Source organism: Stutzerimonas stutzeri (assembly GCF_000935215.1).
In the GTDB taxonomy this organism is placed as follows: domain Bacteria; phylum Pseudomonadota; class Gammaproteobacteria; order Pseudomonadales; family Pseudomonadaceae; genus Stutzerimonas.
In genome coordinates, this window is record NZ_JXXD01000108.1 from 1 (window position 1) to 17,625 (window position 17,625).

Genomic DNA, 17,625 nt, shown 5'->3' on the forward strand with positions numbered 1-17,625 from the left:
CTACGTGTCGGGCGACCAGCACGCGCCCTACGTGGTGCTGAGCGTGCTCGACCGCGGCCCGGGGATCGATCCCGCCGAGCTGGAATGCATCTTCAATCCGTTCATCCGCGGTGATCGCGCCCGTGGCGGGCAGGGCGCCGGGCTGGGTCTGGCGATCGTCAAACGCATCGCTTCACAGCACGGCGGCATCGTCGAGTTGCGCAACCGTGAGGGCGGTGGTTTGGAGGCGCGCGTCAGCCTGCCGCTGGGATTGCTGCTGCCGCGCGATGCGGTGCAGGGCAAACCGGCCGAGTAGCCGGTTCGCCACGAGGCGGAATCAGCCCTTGCCTTTGGTGCGGGTCAGGTGCGGCCCGCCGTTCTTCTCCAGGTACTGGATGATCAGCCCGGCGACGTCCTTGCCGGTGGTCTCTTCGATGCCGGCCAGACCCGGCGAGGAGTTGACCTCCATCACCAGCGGGCCATGGTTTGAACGCAGGATGTCGACGCCGGCGACGTTCAGGCCCATCACCTTGGCCGCACGGATGGCGGTCATGCGTTCTTCCGGGGTGATCTTGATCAGGCTGGCGGAGCCGCCACGGTGCAGGTTGGAGCGGAACTCGCCGGGCTTGGCCTGGCGCTTCATCGCCGCGATGACCTTGTCGCCGACCACGAAGCAGCGGATGTCGGCGCCGCCGGCTTCCTTGATGTACTCCTGCACCATGATGTCCTGCTTGAGACCCATGAAGGCCTCGATCACCGATTCGGCCGCCTTCTCGGTTTCGCAGAGCACCACGCCGATGCCCTGGGTGCCTTCCAGTACCTTGATCACCAGGGGGGCGCCGTTGACCATCTGGATCAGGTCGGGAATGTCGTCCGGCGAGTGGGCGAAGCCGGTCACGGGGAGGCCGACGCCGCGGCGCGACAGCAGTTGCAGCGCACGCAGCTTGTCCCGCGAGCGGGCGATGGCGACCGATTCGTTGAGTGGGAACACGCCCTGCATCTCGAACTGGCGCAGCACCGCACAGCCATAGAAGGTCACCGAGGCGCCGATGCGCGGGATCACCGCATCGAAGCCGTCCAGCGGTTTGCCGCGGTAATGGATCTGCGGCTTGTGGCTGGCGATGTTCATGTACGCGCGTAGCGTATCGATCACCACCACCTCATGGCCCCGCTGCTGGCCGGCTTCGACCAGGCGTCGGGTGGAATACAGGCGCGGATTGCGCGACAGCACGGCGATTTTCATGGAGCACCGGAGGAAGTGAGGATCTGGGGTTTGTCCTGGATATAGGTTCGCGACGGATCGATCAGCCATTGCCCTTCGACCAGTGCCTTTGAACCGAGCAGCAGGCGATAACGCATGGTCTTGCGGCAGGTCAGGGTGAACTCCACCGGCCAGACATGACTGCCGAGTGCAAGCAATGTTCGCACCACGTAGCGCGTCTGCACCTGCCCGTTGGAGCTCTTGATCAGCTTGCGCGTGACCAGCGGTGCCTCGCAGCGGTGGCGGCGCTGTACCAGCGTGCCCAGGTGGGCGGTGAATCGGACCCAGCGCTGACCGTCGCGTTCGAACTCGCTGATCTCGGTAGCATGCAGCGCCGATGTGCTGGCCCCGGTATCGACCTTCGCGCGCAGGCCCACCACGCCGAGATCCGGCAGGGCGATCCACTCACGCAGACCGATCACGGTATGGGGGTCGAGTCTCTTCAATGGGAGCATCCGAAGAATTTGCCGGCATTCTAGTCGGGGTGCATGACAACTGCATCCGTCTGTAACACCCTAGAACGACGTGTAGAGGATAGAGCTGGACGATGGCCGAAAAAGACGACGACAAGGTGCGCCTGGACAAGTGGCTGTGGGCTGCGCGCTTCTTCAAGACCCGTGCGCTGGCCAAGGCGGCCATCGAGGGTGGCAAGGTGCACTGTCGTGGCGAGCGTTGCAAGCCGAGCAAGGAACCGAAGGTGGGCGACGAGCTGCTGATCCGCATCGGTTTCGACGAGCGCACGGTGGTCGTCCGCGCTTTGTCGGCGGTGCGCCGCGGGGCGCCGGAGGCGCAGACACTCTACGAGGAAACGCCGCAAAGCCTGGCCGCGCGCGAGGAAGCGGCGGCGCAGCGCAAGGCCGGCGCGCTGGGGCTGCAGACCGATGGGCGGCCGAGCAAGAAGCAGCGCCGACAAATCCAGTACCTGCGCGACTACAAGCCGGACTGATCTTCGCAACGCTGGCGAGCTGCATTACCCACGAGGCCGTCCGGCAGCCGCCCTTGGTCCGGGCCGGCTTTGCGCCTAAAATCGCCGGCTTCCTCCGCCGTTCCAGCGAGCCCCGGCATGTCCGACCAAACTCAGCGCTTTATCTTCGATGATTCCGACGTTCGCGGCGAAATCGCCACGCTGGACGAAAGCTTCCAGCACGTGCTGGCCAAGCACACCTACCCCGAGCCCGTCGCCCAGCTGCTTGGCGAGCTGCTCGCCGCTGCTGCGCTGCTGGTCGGCACGCTCAAGTTCGACGGGCTGCTGATTCTCCAGGCGCGTTCCAGCGGAGCCGTCCCGCTGCTGATGGTCGAGTGCTCCAGTGCCCGGGAGGTGCGCGGCATCGCGCGCTACCACGCCGAGCAGATCGAGACGGGCGCAACGCTGGCCGAGTTGATGCCCGAGGGCATGCTGGCGATCACCGTCGACCCGGCCAACGGCCAGCGCTACCAGGGAATCGTCGGCCTGGACGGGGTCAACCTGGCGGAATGCCTGACCAACTATTTCGCTGCGTCCGAGCAGCTGCCGACGCGCTTCTGGCTCAATGCCGATAGCCGCCGGGCCTGCGGCCTGCTGTTGCAGCAGCTGCCGGCCGATCGAATCAAGGATACCGACGAGCGTGACGCCAGCTGGGAGCACCTGCGCACCCTGGCCGACACCCTGACGGCCGAGGAACTGCTCGGGCTGGATGCCGAGACGCTGTTGCACCGGCTCTACCATCAGGAGCAGCTGCGCCTGTTCGACGCGCTGCCGATCCGCTTTCGCTGCAGCTGCTCGCGGGAGCGCTCGGCCCGTGCGCTGATCAGCCTGGGCGAGGAAGACGCCCAGCAACTGGTGGTCGAGCAGGGCGGTGCGGTGAGCATCGATTGCCAGTTCTGCAACGAGAAGTACACCTATGATGCCGCGGACGTGGCCCAGCTTTTCGCCGGTGGCGGCAGCGACGCGCCCTCGGGCACCCGTCATTGAGCGGCGCCTGGCGCTCGGCAGCCATCCGCGGAGCGCCAGTACGCTAAGGAATGAGACAGGGATGGACCGGCAGCCAGCCAGTGAACTATTTGGCCATCACGGCCTCATACCCAGCGCGGCGCATTATCTGGCATAATCGCGCGCACTTTTTTCGATGTAGTTCGTCGCTCGGCGGGCTACAACAGCATGGAGGAATCGGCCCAAGGCCGACGGGAACACTCATGACGCAAGCCACCAACGCCGTGTACACCGACATCAGCACCGCTCAACTGATTGAAGAAGCCGTCAAGCGCGGAGAGGGCGAACTGTCCGCCAATGGCTCTCTGGTGGTGAAGACGGGGCACCGCACGGGTCGTTCTCCGGCTGACCGCTTCATCGTCGAAGAGCCGAGCACCCAGCACAAGATCGCCTGGGGCCCGATCAACCGTCCGTTCCCGGCCGGCAACTTCGAAGCACTGTGGAACCGCGTCGAAGCCTACATCGCCGAGCGCGACAGCTTCGTTTCTTACGTCCATGTCGGTGCCGATCCCGAGCACTACCTGCCGGTCAAGATGACCACCGAAACCGCCTGGCACAACCTGTTCGGCCGTTGCCTGTTCATCACCCCGGAACAGTTCAACCAGGCCAGCCTGAGCGAGTGGCGCATCCTCAACGCACCGTTCTTCCAGTGCGTACCCGAGCGTGACGGCACCAATTCCGATGGCTGCGTGATCATCAACTTCGCCGAGAAGAAGGTGCTGATCGCCGGCATGCAGTACGCCGGTGAAATGAAGAAAGCCATGTTCTCCGTGCAGAACTTCCTGCTGCCGGACGTCGACGTGCTGCCGATGCACTGTGCCGCCAACATCGGCGAAGACGGTGACACCACCCTGTTCTTCGGTTTGTCCGGCACCGGCAAGACCACCCTGTCGGCCGACGAGAGCCGCTACCTGATCGGCGATGACGAGCACGGCTGGGGCGTTGGCCGCGTGTTCAACATCGAGGGTGGCTGCTACGCCAAGTGCATCGACCTGTCCGAGAAGAACGAGCCGGTGATCTGGAAGGCTATCAAGTTCGGCGCCGTGCTGGAGAACGTGGTGCTCGACGAGCGCACCCGTCTGCCCGACTACGCCGACGCCAGCCTTACCCAGAACAGCCGCGCCGCGTACCCGCTGCAGCATGTCGAGAAGCGCTCCGAGAAGAACCTCGGCGGTGAGCCGAACGCGGTGATCTTTCTGACCTGCGACCTGACCGGCGTACTGCCGCCCGTGTCGATCCTGAACAACGAGCAGGCTGCCTACCACTTCCTGTCCGGCTACACCGCGCTGGTCGGTTCCACCGAAATGGGTTCGGGCAGCGGCATCAAGTCGACCTTCTCCACCTGCTTCGGCGCACCGTTCTTCCCGCGTCCGGCTGGCGAGTACGCCGAGTTGCTGATCAAGCGTATCAACGGCTTTGGCTCCAAGGTCTACCTGGTCAACACCGGCTGGACCGGTGGTGGCTACGGCGTTGGCAAGCGCTTCAACATCCCGACCACCCGTGCGGTGATCGCGGCGATTCAGAGCGGCGCGCTGATCGGTGCCGAGACCGAGCACCTGCCGATCATCAATCTGGACGTGCCGAAGGCCGTCGCCGGCGTCGATACCCAGCTACTGAACCCGCGCAACACCTGGGCCGACAAGAGCGCCTACGACCAGGCCGCAAAGGAACTGGCAGCCAAGTTCGTCGAGAACTTCAAGAAGTTCGATGTCTCCGACGCCATCCGCAACGCCGGCCCGCAGCTCTAAGCTGCCTGCTGCGTGATTCGAAAGCCGCCTCCGGGCGGCTTTTTCGTTTGTGCCGGGTGGTGATTCGGATCAAAGGCGTCGATGATTCTTATCGGTCAAGGCGCATGGATTCGATTGGTCGGCGCCCTTAGCATGGCGCCACTGTTGATCACGAGGAAGCGTCATGAATACCGTAGAAGCCATCCGCACCCGTCGCGCCGTCAAAGTCTACGACCCGAGCTTCCAGCTCAGCCGGGAGGAGAAGGACGAGCTGCTGCAACTGGCACTGCTGGCACCCTCTGCCTTCAACCTGCAGCACGTGCGCTTCGTCGAGGTGAGCGACCCTGCGCTGCGGGCGCAGATCCGCGAGGTGGGCTGGAACCAGGCGCAGATGACCGATGCCTCGATGCTGGTGGTGATCTGCGCGCAGGTCGACAGCTGGGAAAAGAATGTCCGCCGGGTCTGGGATGGTGCACCAGGCGAGGTGCAGAACTTTATGGCCGGCGCCATCGATGCCTACTACCGCGACAAGCCGCAGGTCCAGCGTGACGAAGCCATGCGCAGTTGCGGCCTGATGGCGCAGACGCTGATGCTCGCGGCACGGGCCAAGGGCCTGGATTCCTGCCCGATGGATGGCTTCGATTTCGACGCGGTCGGCAAGCTGATCAACCTGCCGGACAACCATGTCATCGCGCTGATGGTCGCGGTGGGCAAGCGCGCTGCTGAGCCGAAGCCGCGGATCGGCAAGTTGCCGTTCGATGAGGTGGTGATTCGCGACCGCTTCTGAGTTTTCTGGCGAAGGGCGCGCAATGCGTCCTTCCACCTGGGCCCGCTGGCCGCCAACTTTGCCCACCTCAAAGTCCCACCCGGCCCGCCCAGGGCCATCGCTGGGCTGATGGCCACGCGCTCCGACGACCGGCCGCACATGTCAGCCGCTTTGCAGTACCGTCTCCCTCCGTTTGCTACCCTCCGGCCTCCAGTCAAAGGAGTGACTCAGCATGATCGAACAGACCCTCAAGCAGATTTTCGGCTACGACGGCTTTCGTCCCGGCCAGGATCAGGCCATTCGCGCCGTGGTGGCCGGGCGCTCGGCGGCCGCTATCTTTCCCACCGGGTCTGGCAAGTCCCTGTGTTATCAGGTGCCGGCGCTGCTATTGCCTCATCTCACCTTGGTCGTTTCGCCGCTGTTGGCGCTGATGCAGGACCAGTTGGCGTTCCTGCACCGGCACGGCATCGCCGCAGCCAGCATCGACTCGGCGCAGAGCCGCGAGCAGGCCAGCGAAACCATGGCCCGCGCCAAGTCCGGTGAACTGAAGATCCTGATGATTTCGGTGGAGCGGCTGAAGAACGAACGCTTCCGCAACTTCATCAGCCAGGTGCCGATCTCGTTGCTGGTCGTCGATGAGGCGCACTGCATCTCCGAATGGGGCCACAACTTTCGCCCGGATTACCTCAAGCTTCCCGACTACCAGCGCCAGTTCAACATTCCTCAGGTGCTGCTGCTCACCGCCACGGCGACGCCGCCGGTGATCGCCGATATGCAGGCCAAATTCTCGATTGCGCCGGACGACGTGGTCACCACCGGTTTCTACCGGCCCAACCTCAATCTGCTGGTGGAGCCGGTCAGCGGCTTTAACAAGCAGCGCCGGCTGGTGGAATGGCTGGTCGACAAGCGTGGTCAGCCGACCATCGTCTACGTCACCCAGCAGAAGACAGCCGAGCAGGTTGCCGAGCATCTGGCGCAGCGCGGCTTCCCGGCCAGCGCCTACCACGCCGGCATGGCCCATGAGTTGCGTGAGTCGATCCAGCGCCGCTTCATGGCTGGCGAGCTGAACTGCATCGTCGCCACCATCGCCTTCGGCATGGGCATCGACAAGGCGGACATCCGCAACGTGGTGCACTACGACCTGCCCAAGTCGGTGGAAAATTACAGTCAGGAAATCGGTCGGGCAGGGCGCGATGGCAAGCCATCGGACTGCCTGGTGCTGGCCAACCGGGACAGCCTCAGCGTGCTGCAGAATTTCGTCTATGGCGACACACCGGAGCTCGACGGGATCCGCTGCGTACTCGACGAGCTGCTGCAGGCGGCTGCTCCTGATCAAAAGGGCAGCGGACAGTGGGAGCTGATGCTCAACCAGCTATCGGACCAGAGCAACATCCGCCAGTTGCCGCTGAAAACCATGCTAGTGCAGCTGGAGCTGCGCGGCATCATCGCGCCACGCTTCGCCTATTTCGCCGAGTACCGCTTCAAGTACCTGCTCGAATCCGAGGTGCTGGTGGCGAAATTCGAAGGCGAGCGGCGGCAGTTCGTCGAGGCCATCGTGCACAGCTCGGCGCGGGCACGGACCTGGTGCACGCTGGATTTCGACGCGCTCTATCAGCAGCACGGGGCGGACCGTGGACGGGTGGTAAAGGCCCTGGAGTACTTCCAGGAGAAAGGCTGGATCGAGCTGGAGAGCAAGCAGATGACCGACGTCTATGCGCTGCTCGATCCAGACTTCGACGCAGAGGGCTTGAGCATCGAACTGCATGAATACTTCAAGCAGCACGAAGCGAGCGAGATCACCCGCATCAACAACATGCTGGCGCTGTTCGAATCCAGCGAATGCCTGAGCCAGCGGTTGGCCGGGTATTTCGGTGACTTGCAGGCGCCGCAGCACTGCGGGCATTGCTCTGTCTGCAACGGGCAGGTCGCGAAACTGCCGGAACCGCCGGCAAAGGCGCCGCTGGAACAGATTGACCTGGCCGCCCGCTGCGCCGAATTCAGTCAGCGCTTCGCGCAGCTGAAGGGCGGTGCGCCCAGCGCCGAGTGCCTGACGCGCTTTCTCTGCGGCATCAGCGTGCCGGTGTTCACCAAGCTCAAGGCGCGTCAGATCCCCGGTTTCGCCTCGCTGGAGGCTTATCCCTACGCCGAGGTTCGCGCGCGCCTGACGCGTTAGGGTCTGTTGACGTTTCGTTCGCGGCTCGCGACAAAACGTCAACAGACCCTGGCCATCGGCGAACAGCCTTAGCGCGCGGTCAGGCCGATCAGCCGGTCGGCGACGCCCTTGGTCTGGCGTGAGGTGCCGGCGGTGAGGTTGCTCGAATTTTCCAGCGCATCGAGCAGCCCGGTCAGCGAGCCGACACCGGCCGATTGCGTCTCGATGTGTTGCGCCACCGCACGAATCTCGCTGGCCAGGCGGTCGATGTCGGTGCCGATTTCCTCGGCGTTCTTGCCGGTGATCTCGGCCAGCTTGCGCACCTCGTCCGCCACCACCGCAAAGCCGCGGCCCATGTCGCCGGCGCGCGCCGCCTCGATCGCCGCATTGAGCGCCAGCAGGTTGGTCTGCCCGGCGATCTGCTGGATGGTCTGCACCACCGACTGGATGCGCTGACTGGACTGCGCCAGGTCGCGGGCGCTGCTGACCACCTCGTCGGCCTGGTGGACCATCTGCTTGACCGAGCTGCCGGCCTGTTCGATGACGGTGCCCTGCTGGTTGATGTTCAGCGTCAGGTCGTCCATCGAGCCGTGCAGCTCGTTGGCGCACTGGCTCAGCTGCTCGGACATGGACTGCCGCTCATGGTCGGCCTGAGACAGGACCTGGCCAAGGTCGGCCAGGCCGCGGAACACCGGGCGGATGTGTTCGTCGAGACCATTGATGTCCACCGCGCTGCTGTAGTCCTGGCGCTTGAACTGCTCGATCTGCTTGACCACCACCTGGCTCAGGCCGGTCAGCTTCTTGATCTGCCGGCGCAGGAAAAACGCCTTGAATTCGCCGTGGTAGGCGATGAAGTTGTCGGTGTACTCGTCGTGGAACTCTTCCTTGCCGTTGGTGCGGAAGAAGAACACCGCCGTCAGAGTCTGGTTGAGGTTGAGGCCGAGGATCTCGCCGAAGGTCGAGTAACCGGCCACTGGCACGTCATCGAACACCGGGCCCATGCCGCCCAGTGCCTGCTCGTTGTTCAGCCGGCGCAGGATGCAGTCGTTGAGGATGCCCACCAGCGGCTTGCCGGGCTTGTTGCGCATGAACTGCTGATAGTCGCGGCGGGTGGTCTCGGCCAGCGGGGTGCGCTTGACCATGATCAGCTCTTCGCCGGGGGCGACGTCGCAGAACAGGTGCACGCGCTCGTTGGCGAAGTCGATCTGTGAGATCGAGCGAACGAACACTTCCTCGCCGACGCGAATTGCGAAGGAGTAGTCCGAGAGCCGCTGCTCCAGCTCCTGCGGCACGCATTTGAGCGCCTCGCACAGCGTCTGGACCATCGTGCGGATGTTGCCGCGTGAGTCGACCACCTGGCTGATGTAACGGTCCTCCAGGGAGGCGCTGAGTACGTTCAGGCTGAGTGGCGTCGGCTCGAAGTTCTGGCTCTTGAACACGCCGAAGCGTACGTCCCGCGCGCACTTGAGGAAGACGATCAGCGCGTGGTTCTGGTAGCTGCGTTTGCCGTCATGCAGCTGGGTCTTCTGAAAATCCAGCTTGCCACCGGCCGAGCCGCCGACGAACAGGCAGGGGAAACGACCGGACTCGTACAGCGCCTCCATGAAGAACGATTCCGAAGCGGAGAGGCCGTCGAAGAAGATGTTCGCCAGCGTGTCGCGGTAATCGATCTTCATCGACACCTGCACCCGCTTGATCGACGCCGTGAGGCGCGCGATGCGCTCGCCCATCGACAGCCGCTGACCCTGGCCGCGGATGTCCTCGCACTCCAGCGGCACGCGGACGATCTCGGCAACGGCGATGACGCTGGCGTCGAACAGCTGCAGCACCACCCGATCCCACTGCGCGCCGGTGGCACAGTAAAGCCGCTGGCCCTCGCTGGACAGCTCCCCCGCGGTGGTACACAGGCTGATCGTCGCCTGCGGAAAGCGCTGCGCTACCTGCCTGGCGACCTCATCCAGATCCACGTGCGGCGAGACGAAACCGGCAATGTAGGTCGGGTTGAAGCGCAGGGTTGCGAGCTGCTGGGCAAGCTGGTGAGCCGAGCAGAGCAGGCTCGCCGTGCCGCTGGATTGCGTGTGGCCTGGCTTGAATCGGGAGAGCGAAATCATGGGCGTTACTCGCTTGAGGAAGGGAAGCGGGAAACTCGGCCGCTCCCGCACTGATCAGCCGTCGATCAGAGGCTACATTTTTTGTTATCGGCACCCCGGCCGCGAGCTGCATGCCCGTTCGGCGCCGTCACCGTCAGCCACGTTATCGGCCGCCGGATCGAAGATCGCCATGCAACCATGGTCTTCATCCGGAAGTACTGGGTGAGGCGGCGATTCCTCTTGATGTGGCGCAACGGAAGTCGCGTGCGGCTGTGCAATTGTCGACCGGTGACCTGTTGCCGCAGTTGTTGTAGCCGATAGCCAAGGAAAGCCTCTCGAGGAGCGACGCCATGCCCCGCCTGTTCACCGATCTTGGATTTCGCTGGAAGATCACCTTGCCCATTGCGGCGCTGGCGCTGTTGCTGGTGTTGATGGGCGTTTTCGGGATGCGTGGCATCGAACGCGTGACCGACTCCAGCGAGGTCTTGGGCACGCGCCATCTGCCGGCCATCGGCTTGCTGCTCAATGCCGATCGCGACCTGTATCAGGCGTTCGTCGCCGAGCGTAGCCTGCTCGACAGCGATGCTGGCGACCATGTGCAGGCACTCAGGGCCAGCCATGCGGAAAACCTCAAGCAAGCCTACGACCGCGTGCAGAAGTACGCAGCCATGCAACCGGGCGCCGAGGCGCTGGCGCTGGTCGAGCGGTTCAATAGCGGCTTTCAGCAGTGGTCCGCGGTATCGCAGCGGGTCATCGAGCAGGTCGATCTCGATCCTCAGGCCGCCAGCGCGCTGAGCTTTGGTGACAGCGAGGCGCGCTTCGATGCCATGCGCGATGCCATCGACAAGCTCGGCGAACTCGAAGGCGCAGCCGCCGAGGCCGAGGGCGCGGCGGCGATCGCCGAGGGCGCTGCCACCTCCAGTCAGCAGACCGCGGTGCTGATCATCGGCCTGCTGGGCTGCGTGCTGTTGATACTGGGTTTGCCAATGGTGGTGTTGCATCCGATGCGCCGACTGCTCGATCGCCTGAAGCAGATCGCCGATGGCGATGGCGACCTGCGCGCCCGCCTGGAGGTGCATTCGGCTGACGAGCTGGGCCAGCTCGGCAACGCCTTCAACCGTTTTCTCGACAAACTGCAGCCGCTGATTGCCGAGGTCGGACGGGTTACCGCTGAGGTCGAGACCGCCGCGCGCGGCATGGCGGCAATGGCTGAAACCAACGATCAGCTGATCAGCAGCGAACACGCCGCGGTCGATCAGGTGACCACTGCCGCGACCGAGATGAGCGCGGCGGTGCATGAAGTCGCGCTCAATGCGCAGAACGCATCGGACGCCGCGCGTGCGGCGGAAACCCAGTCGCGCCAGGGCGCCTCGGTGGTCAGCAGCACTATCCAGTCTATCCGCCAGCTGGCCGGGAAGGTCGAAGGCGCTTCGCAGACCATCGGTGCGCTTGCCGAGGAAACCGCCAGCATCGGCGCGGTGCTCGAAGTGATTCGCGGCATCGCCGAGCAGACCAATCTGCTCGCGCTCAACGCCGCCATCGAGGCCGCGCGCGCCGGTGAGCAGGGCCGCGGTTTCGCCGTGGTGGCCGACGAGGTACGGGCGCTGGCCGCGCGTACACAGGATTCGACCAAGGATATCCAGGCGCGCATCGAACGCTTGCAGAGCGGCGTCGACAAGGCCGTGCAGGCCATGCAGAACGGCAGCGACAAGGCGCGAGACAGCGTCGAGCGGGCATCCGGCGTCGATCAGGTGCTGGCGGAAACGTCCGTGTCGGTGCAGCGGATCAATGACATGGCCGCCCAGATCGCCACGGCGTGCGAGGAGCAGAGCAGCGTCACCGAGGAAATCGCGCGCAACATCACCGATATCCGTGACCTGTCCAACGAGGCGGCTACCTGCTCCTCGCAAAGCATGCTCGCCAGCCAGCAGCTGTCTGGGCTATCGAAAACCCTGGCGGAGCTGGTCGGCCGTTTTCGTACCTGAGACCTGAGACCTGATATCTGGGCGCTGTCTTACAGCGCGCCCCACAGCAGCCGGCCCAGGCCGCTGTCGTTCGGCAGCAGAAGCAGGCTGAGAATGAACACCAACAGCAGTCCTGCGGCATAGCAGAGACTGCTCAGCCGGGAGCGTACCCAGGGACGCGGCGCGGCGGGTGCCTGGCCATCGGGACTCTGCTGGCGCGACTGGCGTAGGTTGAAGGACATGTTCGTCTCGACAGTTACCAACCCGCCGTCAGCGCAGCAGGCATCGGAAGCGGCGCAGTAAAGCGCAAATAGGGGCATATTGCCACTATTGCGGCATCGTTATCGTACGCTTCGGCGCTACACGAAACATCAGGAAAAGCTCCGTACGTCGCCGGGCCGGTATCGCGAAATGACTCGACCATACTCAGAGGTCGATACCGCAAACGACCGGAGACCCCACCCATGCCGACGCGCCGCCAGATCATTCAACGTACAGCCGTGGCCGCAGCGATGCTGGCGCTCGGTCCGCTGTTGCCGTCGCTGGTGCGGGCAGCCGAGGCGCTGCGTCGACGCGAGATTCCCGCCACCGGCGAGATGCTGCCCGTCATCGGCCTCGGCACTTCCCGGACACATGACATAGGTCTGGATGATCCCGAGATGACGCGGCTGCTCGAGGTGCTGCGCGTGCTAGTCGATGGTGGCGCATCGCTGATCGATACCGCGCCGAGCTACGGCAATTCCGAGCGCGTCGTCGGTGAGCTGGTCGAGCGGCACGGCCAGCGCGACAAGGTCTTCCTCGCCAGCAAGGTGTCCTCCAGCGGTCGCGAACGCGGCCTGGCGCAGATCGAAGCGAGCTTCAAGGCGCTGCAGACCGACACCATCGACCTGATCCAGGTGCACAACCTGCAGGACACCCGCACCCAGCTCGGCCTGCTGCGCGAACTCAAGCAGGAGGGGCGGGTGCGCTACATCGGCGTGACCCATTATCTGGAGTCGGCCCACGACCGCCTGCTGGAGACGCTGAAGCAGGAGAAGGTCGACTTCGTGCAGTTCAACTATTCGGTGGGCGAGCGCAACGCCGAGAAGCAGCTGCTGCCGTACTGCGCCGACCACGGCATCGCCACGCTGATCAACCGGCCGTTTACCCGTGGCAACCTGCTGTCCAGGGTCAAGGGCAAGCCGCTGCCGGCCTGGGCGGTGGAGATCGATGCCAGCTCCTGGGCGCAGCTGCTGCTCAAGTTCATCCTTGCCGAGCCGGCGGTGACGGCGGTCATACCGGCGACTTCCAACCCGCGCTACATGGCCGACAACCTGCTCGCCGGCCAGGGGCGGCTGCCGGATGCGCGACAGCGGCAGATGATCGTCGACGCCTTCCGCTGAGCGCCGAATGCCGACTTCGCTAGCCGCTCGCGGGGCCGCGCTGATCAATGCCCTCCCCGGGGAACTGCGTGCCGCGCTGGCCGGGTTCAGCCTGTTCTTCTGCCTGTTCTCTGGCTACTTCATGCTGCGGCCGATTCGCGAGTCGATGGGCATTCAGGGCGGCGTCGAGAACCTGCAGTGGCTGTTCACCGCGACCTTCATCGCCATGCTGGTGGCGGTGCCACTGTTCGCCTGGCTCAACTCGCGGGTCGCGCGCATCCATTACATCGACTGGGTGTACGGTTTCTTCTGCGTCAACCTGCTCGTGTTCGCGGGGTTGTTCTTCCTGCTCGGAGACAGCGTCTGGCTGGCGCGGGTGTTCTATGTGTGGATCTCGGTCTACAACCTGTTCGTGGTCTCGGTCGCCTGGAGCCTGATGGCCGATGTGTTCGACGCGCCGCAGGCGCGCCGGCTGTTCGCCTTCATCGCTGCTGGTGCCAGCGTGGGCGGGCTGGTCGGACCGGCGACGAGCGCGCTGTTGGTCGGCGTGCTCGGTCAGTTCGGGCTGATGCTGCTGGCGGCGCTTTTGCTGGTCGCCGCGGTCGCGCTCAAGCACTACCTGATGGTCTGGCGCGAGGAGATGGGTGCCGGCCGTCCCGGCGCCGAACATGCCGAAAGTCCACGGCGACCGGTAGCGGGCAATCCATTCAGTGGCCTGACGCGGGTGCTGGGCTCGGGCTATCTGCTCGGCATCGCGGCGTTCGTGCTGCTGCTGACGACCGCCAGCACCTTTCTCTACTTCGAACAGGCAAGGCTGGTCGCCGAGCTGTTTCCGGATCGTGCCGAGCAGGTGCGGGTGTTCGGTGCGATCGATTTCGTGGTGCAGGCGGGCGCCTTGCTGTCGCAGCTGTTCATCACCGGACGCATCGCGCAGCGGCTCGGCGTGCGGATTCTGCTGGCCGCCGTACCGGCGCTGGTCTGCCTCGGGTTCGCCGGCCTGGCTCTGGCGCCGACCTTTGCCGTGCTGGCCGCCGTGATGATCGTGCGTCGCGTCGGCGAATACGCCTTCGTCCGCCCGGGCCGCGAGATGCTCTTCGCGCCGCTGGATGCCGAGAGCAAGTACAAGGCGAAGAACTTCATCGACACCGTGGTCTATCGCGGCGGCGATGCCCTGAGCGGCTGGGCCAAGAGCCTGCTCGACAGTCTCGGTCAGGGCGTCTGGCTGATCGCCCTGGTCGGCGCCGTGTGCGCGGCGGTCTGGGGTGTGCTGGGTTGGCTGCTCGGTGGTCGAGCTGACCGTGCGGGCGCCACGCCCGCCGACCCGCCTGGGCCCGCAACCGGACGAAGCCGCTGAACCTCGCCGACGCGCACGCCTCGAACCCTAGTAGGTACGTCATCTATCAGGAGTAGTCGTATGCAAGTGCAGGTCAATAGCAACCACATCCCTGGCAGCGTCGAGCTGCACGAGTGGGTCGGTACGACCGTTGAGGATCGGCTCGAGCGTTTCGACGACTTCCTCACTCGAGTGGAAGTCCATGTCAGCGATGAAAACGCGCAGAAGGCCGGCGCCGATGACAAGCGTTGCCAGATCGAGGCGCGGCCCAAGGGGCATCAGGCGGTGTCGGTGACGCACAAGGCCGAGTCGCTGCAGCTGGCGGTCGATGGCGCGGCGGACAAGATGCAGCACGCGCTGGAGCATCTGATGGGCAAGTTGGACACCCGCGTACTGTCCAGCGGCGAGTTGAATGATCCGCTGCTCGACGAGCAGCCTCAGGCCGTCAAGGATGCAATGCTCGAAGAGGAATTCCTGGAAAAGCAGGACGAGCTCGACAAGTGACCCCGTCGCCCCGGCCGCGTGCCGGGGCGTTTCCACCCCCTTCATCCTCTTTCTATCCCCCTGCTGCCAGGCATGCGCCTTGGCGGCCGGGCCCGTGTATCCGGTAGCCAGATGCAGATCATCCTCGTGCGGCACGGTAGACCCGACCACGGCGCAGCGCGCTGGAGCACGCCGGTTGGCATGAAAACCTGGGTCGAGCGCTACAACGCTGCGGAGGTCGTCGCCGCCGAGCGCCCGGACAGTCTGGTCGCGCTGGCAGGCTCGGTTGGCATCGTGGTCTGCAGCTCCCTGCAGCGCTGCATCGAATCGCGCTCGCATCTTGAATGCGACTGCTGTGAACTACCTGATCCGCTGTTCGCCGAGCCGCACCTGCCGTATCCCGAGTGGGGACTGCCGCTGTTGCCGTCGCGCTTCTGGCGTCTGGCGTTTCGCACCGCCTGGTTTCTCGGCTTCGCCAGCCATACCGAGCACATCCGCGAATCCACCAGGCGTGCCAGCGCAGCGGCCGATCGGTTGATCGAGCTGGCCGAGGCCAATGAAAGCGTGTTGCTGATGGGGCACAAGATCATGAATGCGCTGATCGCCCGGCAACTTCGTCAGCGCGGCTGGCGTGGTCCAGCGCTACCGCTACTCACCGGCTACTGGCAGCCGAGTCGCTACAGCAAGGGCTGAAAGCCAAGCTAGAGCACTCCGTCAAGCTGCATTCCGCCTCCCTTCGGTCATTCGGCAACCGCTTTGGCTTGCCAGATGAAACGTTTCAGCTACCTTGAGAAGGAGTCATAACAACAAAGGGAACCCCCATGACCCGTTTGCAGCTTCTCCTCGGCCTGGGCATCTGCCTGGCCACCCCTGCCATGGCCTGGGAACAGGTGCTGATCGACCACGACAAACCGGCGAAGAACTGGCGCATCACCAGCGAAGAGCTGGGCATCGACGCGCCGACGCCATTCTCGGTCAGCATGCGTACCTTGCATGGCGGCCGGCAGGAAGGCGTCAGCCTGATCGAGATCGACAACGGCAGCATGCGCATGACCGTTGTGCCCACGCGCGGCATGAATGTGCTGGAAGCGGTGGCCGGCGAGGTACGCCTGGGCTGGGATTCGCCGGTGGATGAAGTGGTCAACCCGGCCTTTATCGAGCTCAACGGGCGCGGCGGGCTGGGCTGGCTCGAGGGCTTCAATGAACTGGTCACCCGTTGCGGCTTCGAGTGGGTCGGCCACCCCGGCGAAGACAATGGCGAACTGCTCACGCTGCATGGCCGTGCGGCGAACATTCCGGCCTCGCGGGTGGTGCTGCAGATCGACGAGAAGCCGCCCTATGCCATTCGCTTGCGTGGCGAGCTGCAGGAGAAGGCCTTCAAGAAACTCGACTTCGCAATCCTCACCGAGCTCAGCACAGAGCCCGGCCGCACCGGATTCTCGTTGCACGACACGCTGACCAATCAGGGCGACTACGCCAAGGAATATCAGGTGCTGTACCACACCAATTTCGGCACGCCGCTGCTGGAGGAGGGCGCGCGCTTCGTGGCGCCGGTCAAGCAGGTCTCACCGTTCAACCCCCGCGCGGCGAAGGAGCTGAGCGACTGGCAGCGCTATCGCGGCCCAACCAGGGACTACGACGAGACGGTGTTCAACGTGGTGCCCTATGCGGACGAACAGGGCCAGACCCTGACCATGCTGCACAACCGCGCCGGCAATCTCGGCGTCAGTGTCGGCTTCAATACTGCCGAGCTACCGGTGTTCTCGCTGTGGAAGAACACCGATACCGAGAAGCAGGGCTACGTGACCGGCCTCGAACCGGGTACCAGCTTTTCCTACAATCGCCGCTATCAACGGCCGTTGGGATTGGTGCCGAAGATTGAGCCAGGTGAGCAGAAGCATTTTCGCGTGAGTTACGAGCTGCTGGTCAATAGCGCCGCAGTCGACGCCGCGCGCAAACGGATCGAAGCGGTACAGGCCGGTCGCGACACTGAAATTCGTGACGAGCCGCTGGTTGACCTGTCGAAGGACTAATACGTCTGCTGGACAGGTTTCGCGCGTTTTGTATCTCGTCGCAGCCGGTGCATCGCTTGCTCAGCGATGGCTCTAAGTCAGGCCTTTCAGGGCGACTGCGAGGCGCTCCTTGGGTCTGAAAGTTCCCCAGCTCCTGCAGCTATAGCAAAAGGCTTACAAGAGGCTGCGGCATTCGACCCTTTTACCTACCAAGGCGTGTAATTAATCTACACCCACTCTGAAGCGCAGGACGCGCTCAGGATCAGGAAGATCGACCATCGCCAGGACGGCAATCGAAGGGAATTCGGAAAGGTCAGAAAAAACCCGCTTCGGCGGGTTTTTGCTTTTCTGAGGAATTCATATGCGCTGGTGCTGAACGTCGACCGCGCCTATTTGCGACATTCAGAACTAGCACTATTATTTTCCGATCATGGGAAAAGCCGTTGCGTCAGATATTACGGACGAAAAAAAGCCCCGCCGAACAGAGCGTGTGAAAACGCACTGACGAGATGTAAATCCAATGCCCCG

General features: G+C 64.1%; 16 protein-coding genes. 12 read left to right on the forward strand and 4 right to left on the reverse strand.

Features of this window, described 5'->3' with window-relative positions; translation table 11 throughout:
* On the forward strand, nt 1–295 hold a 295-nt coding region (locus LO50_RS12075; RefSeq protein ID WP_044315156.1), incomplete at its 5' end, for an ATP-binding protein.
* A 21-nt stretch (nt 296–316) separates the two neighbouring features.
* Here LO50_RS12075 and rimK read toward each other — a convergent pair.
* Nucleotides 317–1,222, reverse strand: a complete 906-nt coding sequence (rimK, locus tag LO50_RS12080) for a 30S ribosomal protein S6--L-glutamate ligase (protein ID WP_023447046.1) — start codon at nt 1,220–1,222, stop codon at nt 317–319.
* A complete protein-coding gene (rimB, locus tag LO50_RS12085) occupies nt 1,219–1,686 on the reverse strand; it encodes a retropepsin-like aspartic endopeptidase RimB (protein ID WP_031298444.1) in 468 nt (155 codons plus the stop codon). The genes rimK and rimB overlap by 4 nt, the downstream gene beginning before the upstream one ends.
* 101 nt (nt 1,687–1,787) lie before the next feature.
* Between rimB and LO50_RS12090 the strand changes: the two genes are divergently transcribed.
* The 5 genes from LO50_RS12090 (at nt 1,788) to LO50_RS12110 (ending at nt 7,875) form a co-directional block, all read left to right on the forward strand.
* Nucleotides 1,788–2,186 carry an RNA-binding S4 domain-containing protein gene (locus LO50_RS12090; protein WP_014821963.1) on the forward strand — a complete coding sequence of 133 codons (399 nt, stop codon included), beginning with the start codon at nt 1,788–1,790 and terminating at the stop codon, nt 2,184–2,186.
* 117 nt (nt 2,187–2,303) lie between these two features.
* Nucleotides 2,304–3,191: an Hsp33 family molecular chaperone HslO gene (hslO, locus tag LO50_RS12095; RefSeq protein WP_042922638.1), complete on the forward strand. Its 888-nt coding sequence runs from the start codon at nt 2,304–2,306 to the stop codon at nt 3,189–3,191.
* 221 nt (nt 3,192–3,412) lie between these two features.
* A complete protein-coding gene (locus LO50_RS12100; protein WP_044315157.1) occupies nt 3,413–4,957 on the forward strand; it encodes a phosphoenolpyruvate carboxykinase in 1,545 nt (514 codons plus the stop codon).
* Between the two features lie 163 nt (nt 4,958–5,120).
* Complete coding sequence (locus LO50_RS12105) at nt 5,121–5,723, forward strand: nitroreductase family protein (protein ID WP_041015312.1); 603 nt, start codon at nt 5,121–5,123, stop codon at nt 5,721–5,723.
* A gap of 211 nt (nt 5,724–5,934) precedes the next feature.
* The gene (locus tag LO50_RS12110; RefSeq protein ID WP_044315158.1) at nt 5,935–7,875 is read left to right on the forward strand and encodes a RecQ family ATP-dependent DNA helicase; all 1,941 of its coding nucleotides are present in this window, start codon (nt 5,935–5,937) and stop codon (nt 7,873–7,875) included.
* 68 nt (nt 7,876–7,943) lie between these two features.
* On the opposite strand, the gene LO50_RS12115 is transcribed toward LO50_RS12110, so the two are convergent.
* A complete protein-coding gene (locus LO50_RS12115) occupies nt 7,944–9,965 on the reverse strand; it encodes an FIST N-terminal domain-containing protein (protein ID WP_044315159.1) in 2,022 nt (673 codons plus the stop codon).
* Nucleotides 9,966–10,294: 329 nt separating this feature from the next.
* On the opposite strand from LO50_RS12115, the gene LO50_RS12120 reads away from it, so the two are divergent.
* Nucleotides 10,295–11,929, forward strand: coding sequence for a methyl-accepting chemotaxis protein (locus LO50_RS12120; RefSeq protein ID WP_044315160.1), 1,635 nt, complete (start codon nt 10,295–10,297; stop codon nt 11,927–11,929).
* A gap of 29 nt (nt 11,930–11,958) precedes the next feature.
* Here the strand turns inward: LO50_RS12120 and LO50_RS12125 are convergent, their stop codons facing one another.
* Nucleotides 11,959–12,150: a hypothetical protein gene (locus tag LO50_RS12125; protein ID WP_044315161.1), complete on the reverse strand. Its 192-nt coding sequence runs from the start codon at nt 12,148–12,150 to the stop codon at nt 11,959–11,961.
* 222 nt (nt 12,151–12,372) lie between these two features.
* On the opposite strand from LO50_RS12125, the gene LO50_RS12130 reads away from it, so the two are divergent.
* The 5 genes from LO50_RS12130 to LO50_RS12150 all read left to right on the forward strand — a co-directional run bounded on the left by LO50_RS12130 (nt 12,373) and on the right by LO50_RS12150 (nt 17,118).
* A complete protein-coding gene (locus LO50_RS12130; RefSeq protein WP_044315162.1) occupies nt 12,373–13,290 on the forward strand; it encodes an aldo/keto reductase in 918 nt (305 codons plus the stop codon).
* Nucleotides 13,291–13,297: 7 nt separating this feature from the next.
* The gene (locus LO50_RS12135; RefSeq protein ID WP_044315163.1) at nt 13,298–14,623 is read left to right on the forward strand and encodes an NTP/NDP exchange transporter; all 1,326 of its coding nucleotides are present in this window, start codon (nt 13,298–13,300) and stop codon (nt 14,621–14,623) included.
* A 60-nt stretch (nt 14,624–14,683) separates the two neighbouring features.
* Nucleotides 14,684–15,106 (forward strand): HPF/RaiA family ribosome-associated protein, encoded by a 423-nt coding sequence (locus LO50_RS12140; protein ID WP_014821952.1) that lies wholly within the window; start codon nt 14,684–14,686, stop codon nt 15,104–15,106.
* 111 nt (nt 15,107–15,217) lie between these two features.
* Complete coding sequence (locus LO50_RS12145; protein WP_031298447.1) at nt 15,218–15,778, forward strand: histidine phosphatase family protein; 561 nt, start codon at nt 15,218–15,220, stop codon at nt 15,776–15,778.
* 128 nt (nt 15,779–15,906) lie between these two features.
* The gene (locus LO50_RS12150; RefSeq protein ID WP_044315164.1) at nt 15,907–17,118 is read left to right on the forward strand and encodes an aldose 1-epimerase family protein; all 1,212 of its coding nucleotides are present in this window, start codon (nt 15,907–15,909) and stop codon (nt 17,116–17,118) included.
* Nucleotides 17,119–17,625: the final 507 nt, after the last annotated feature.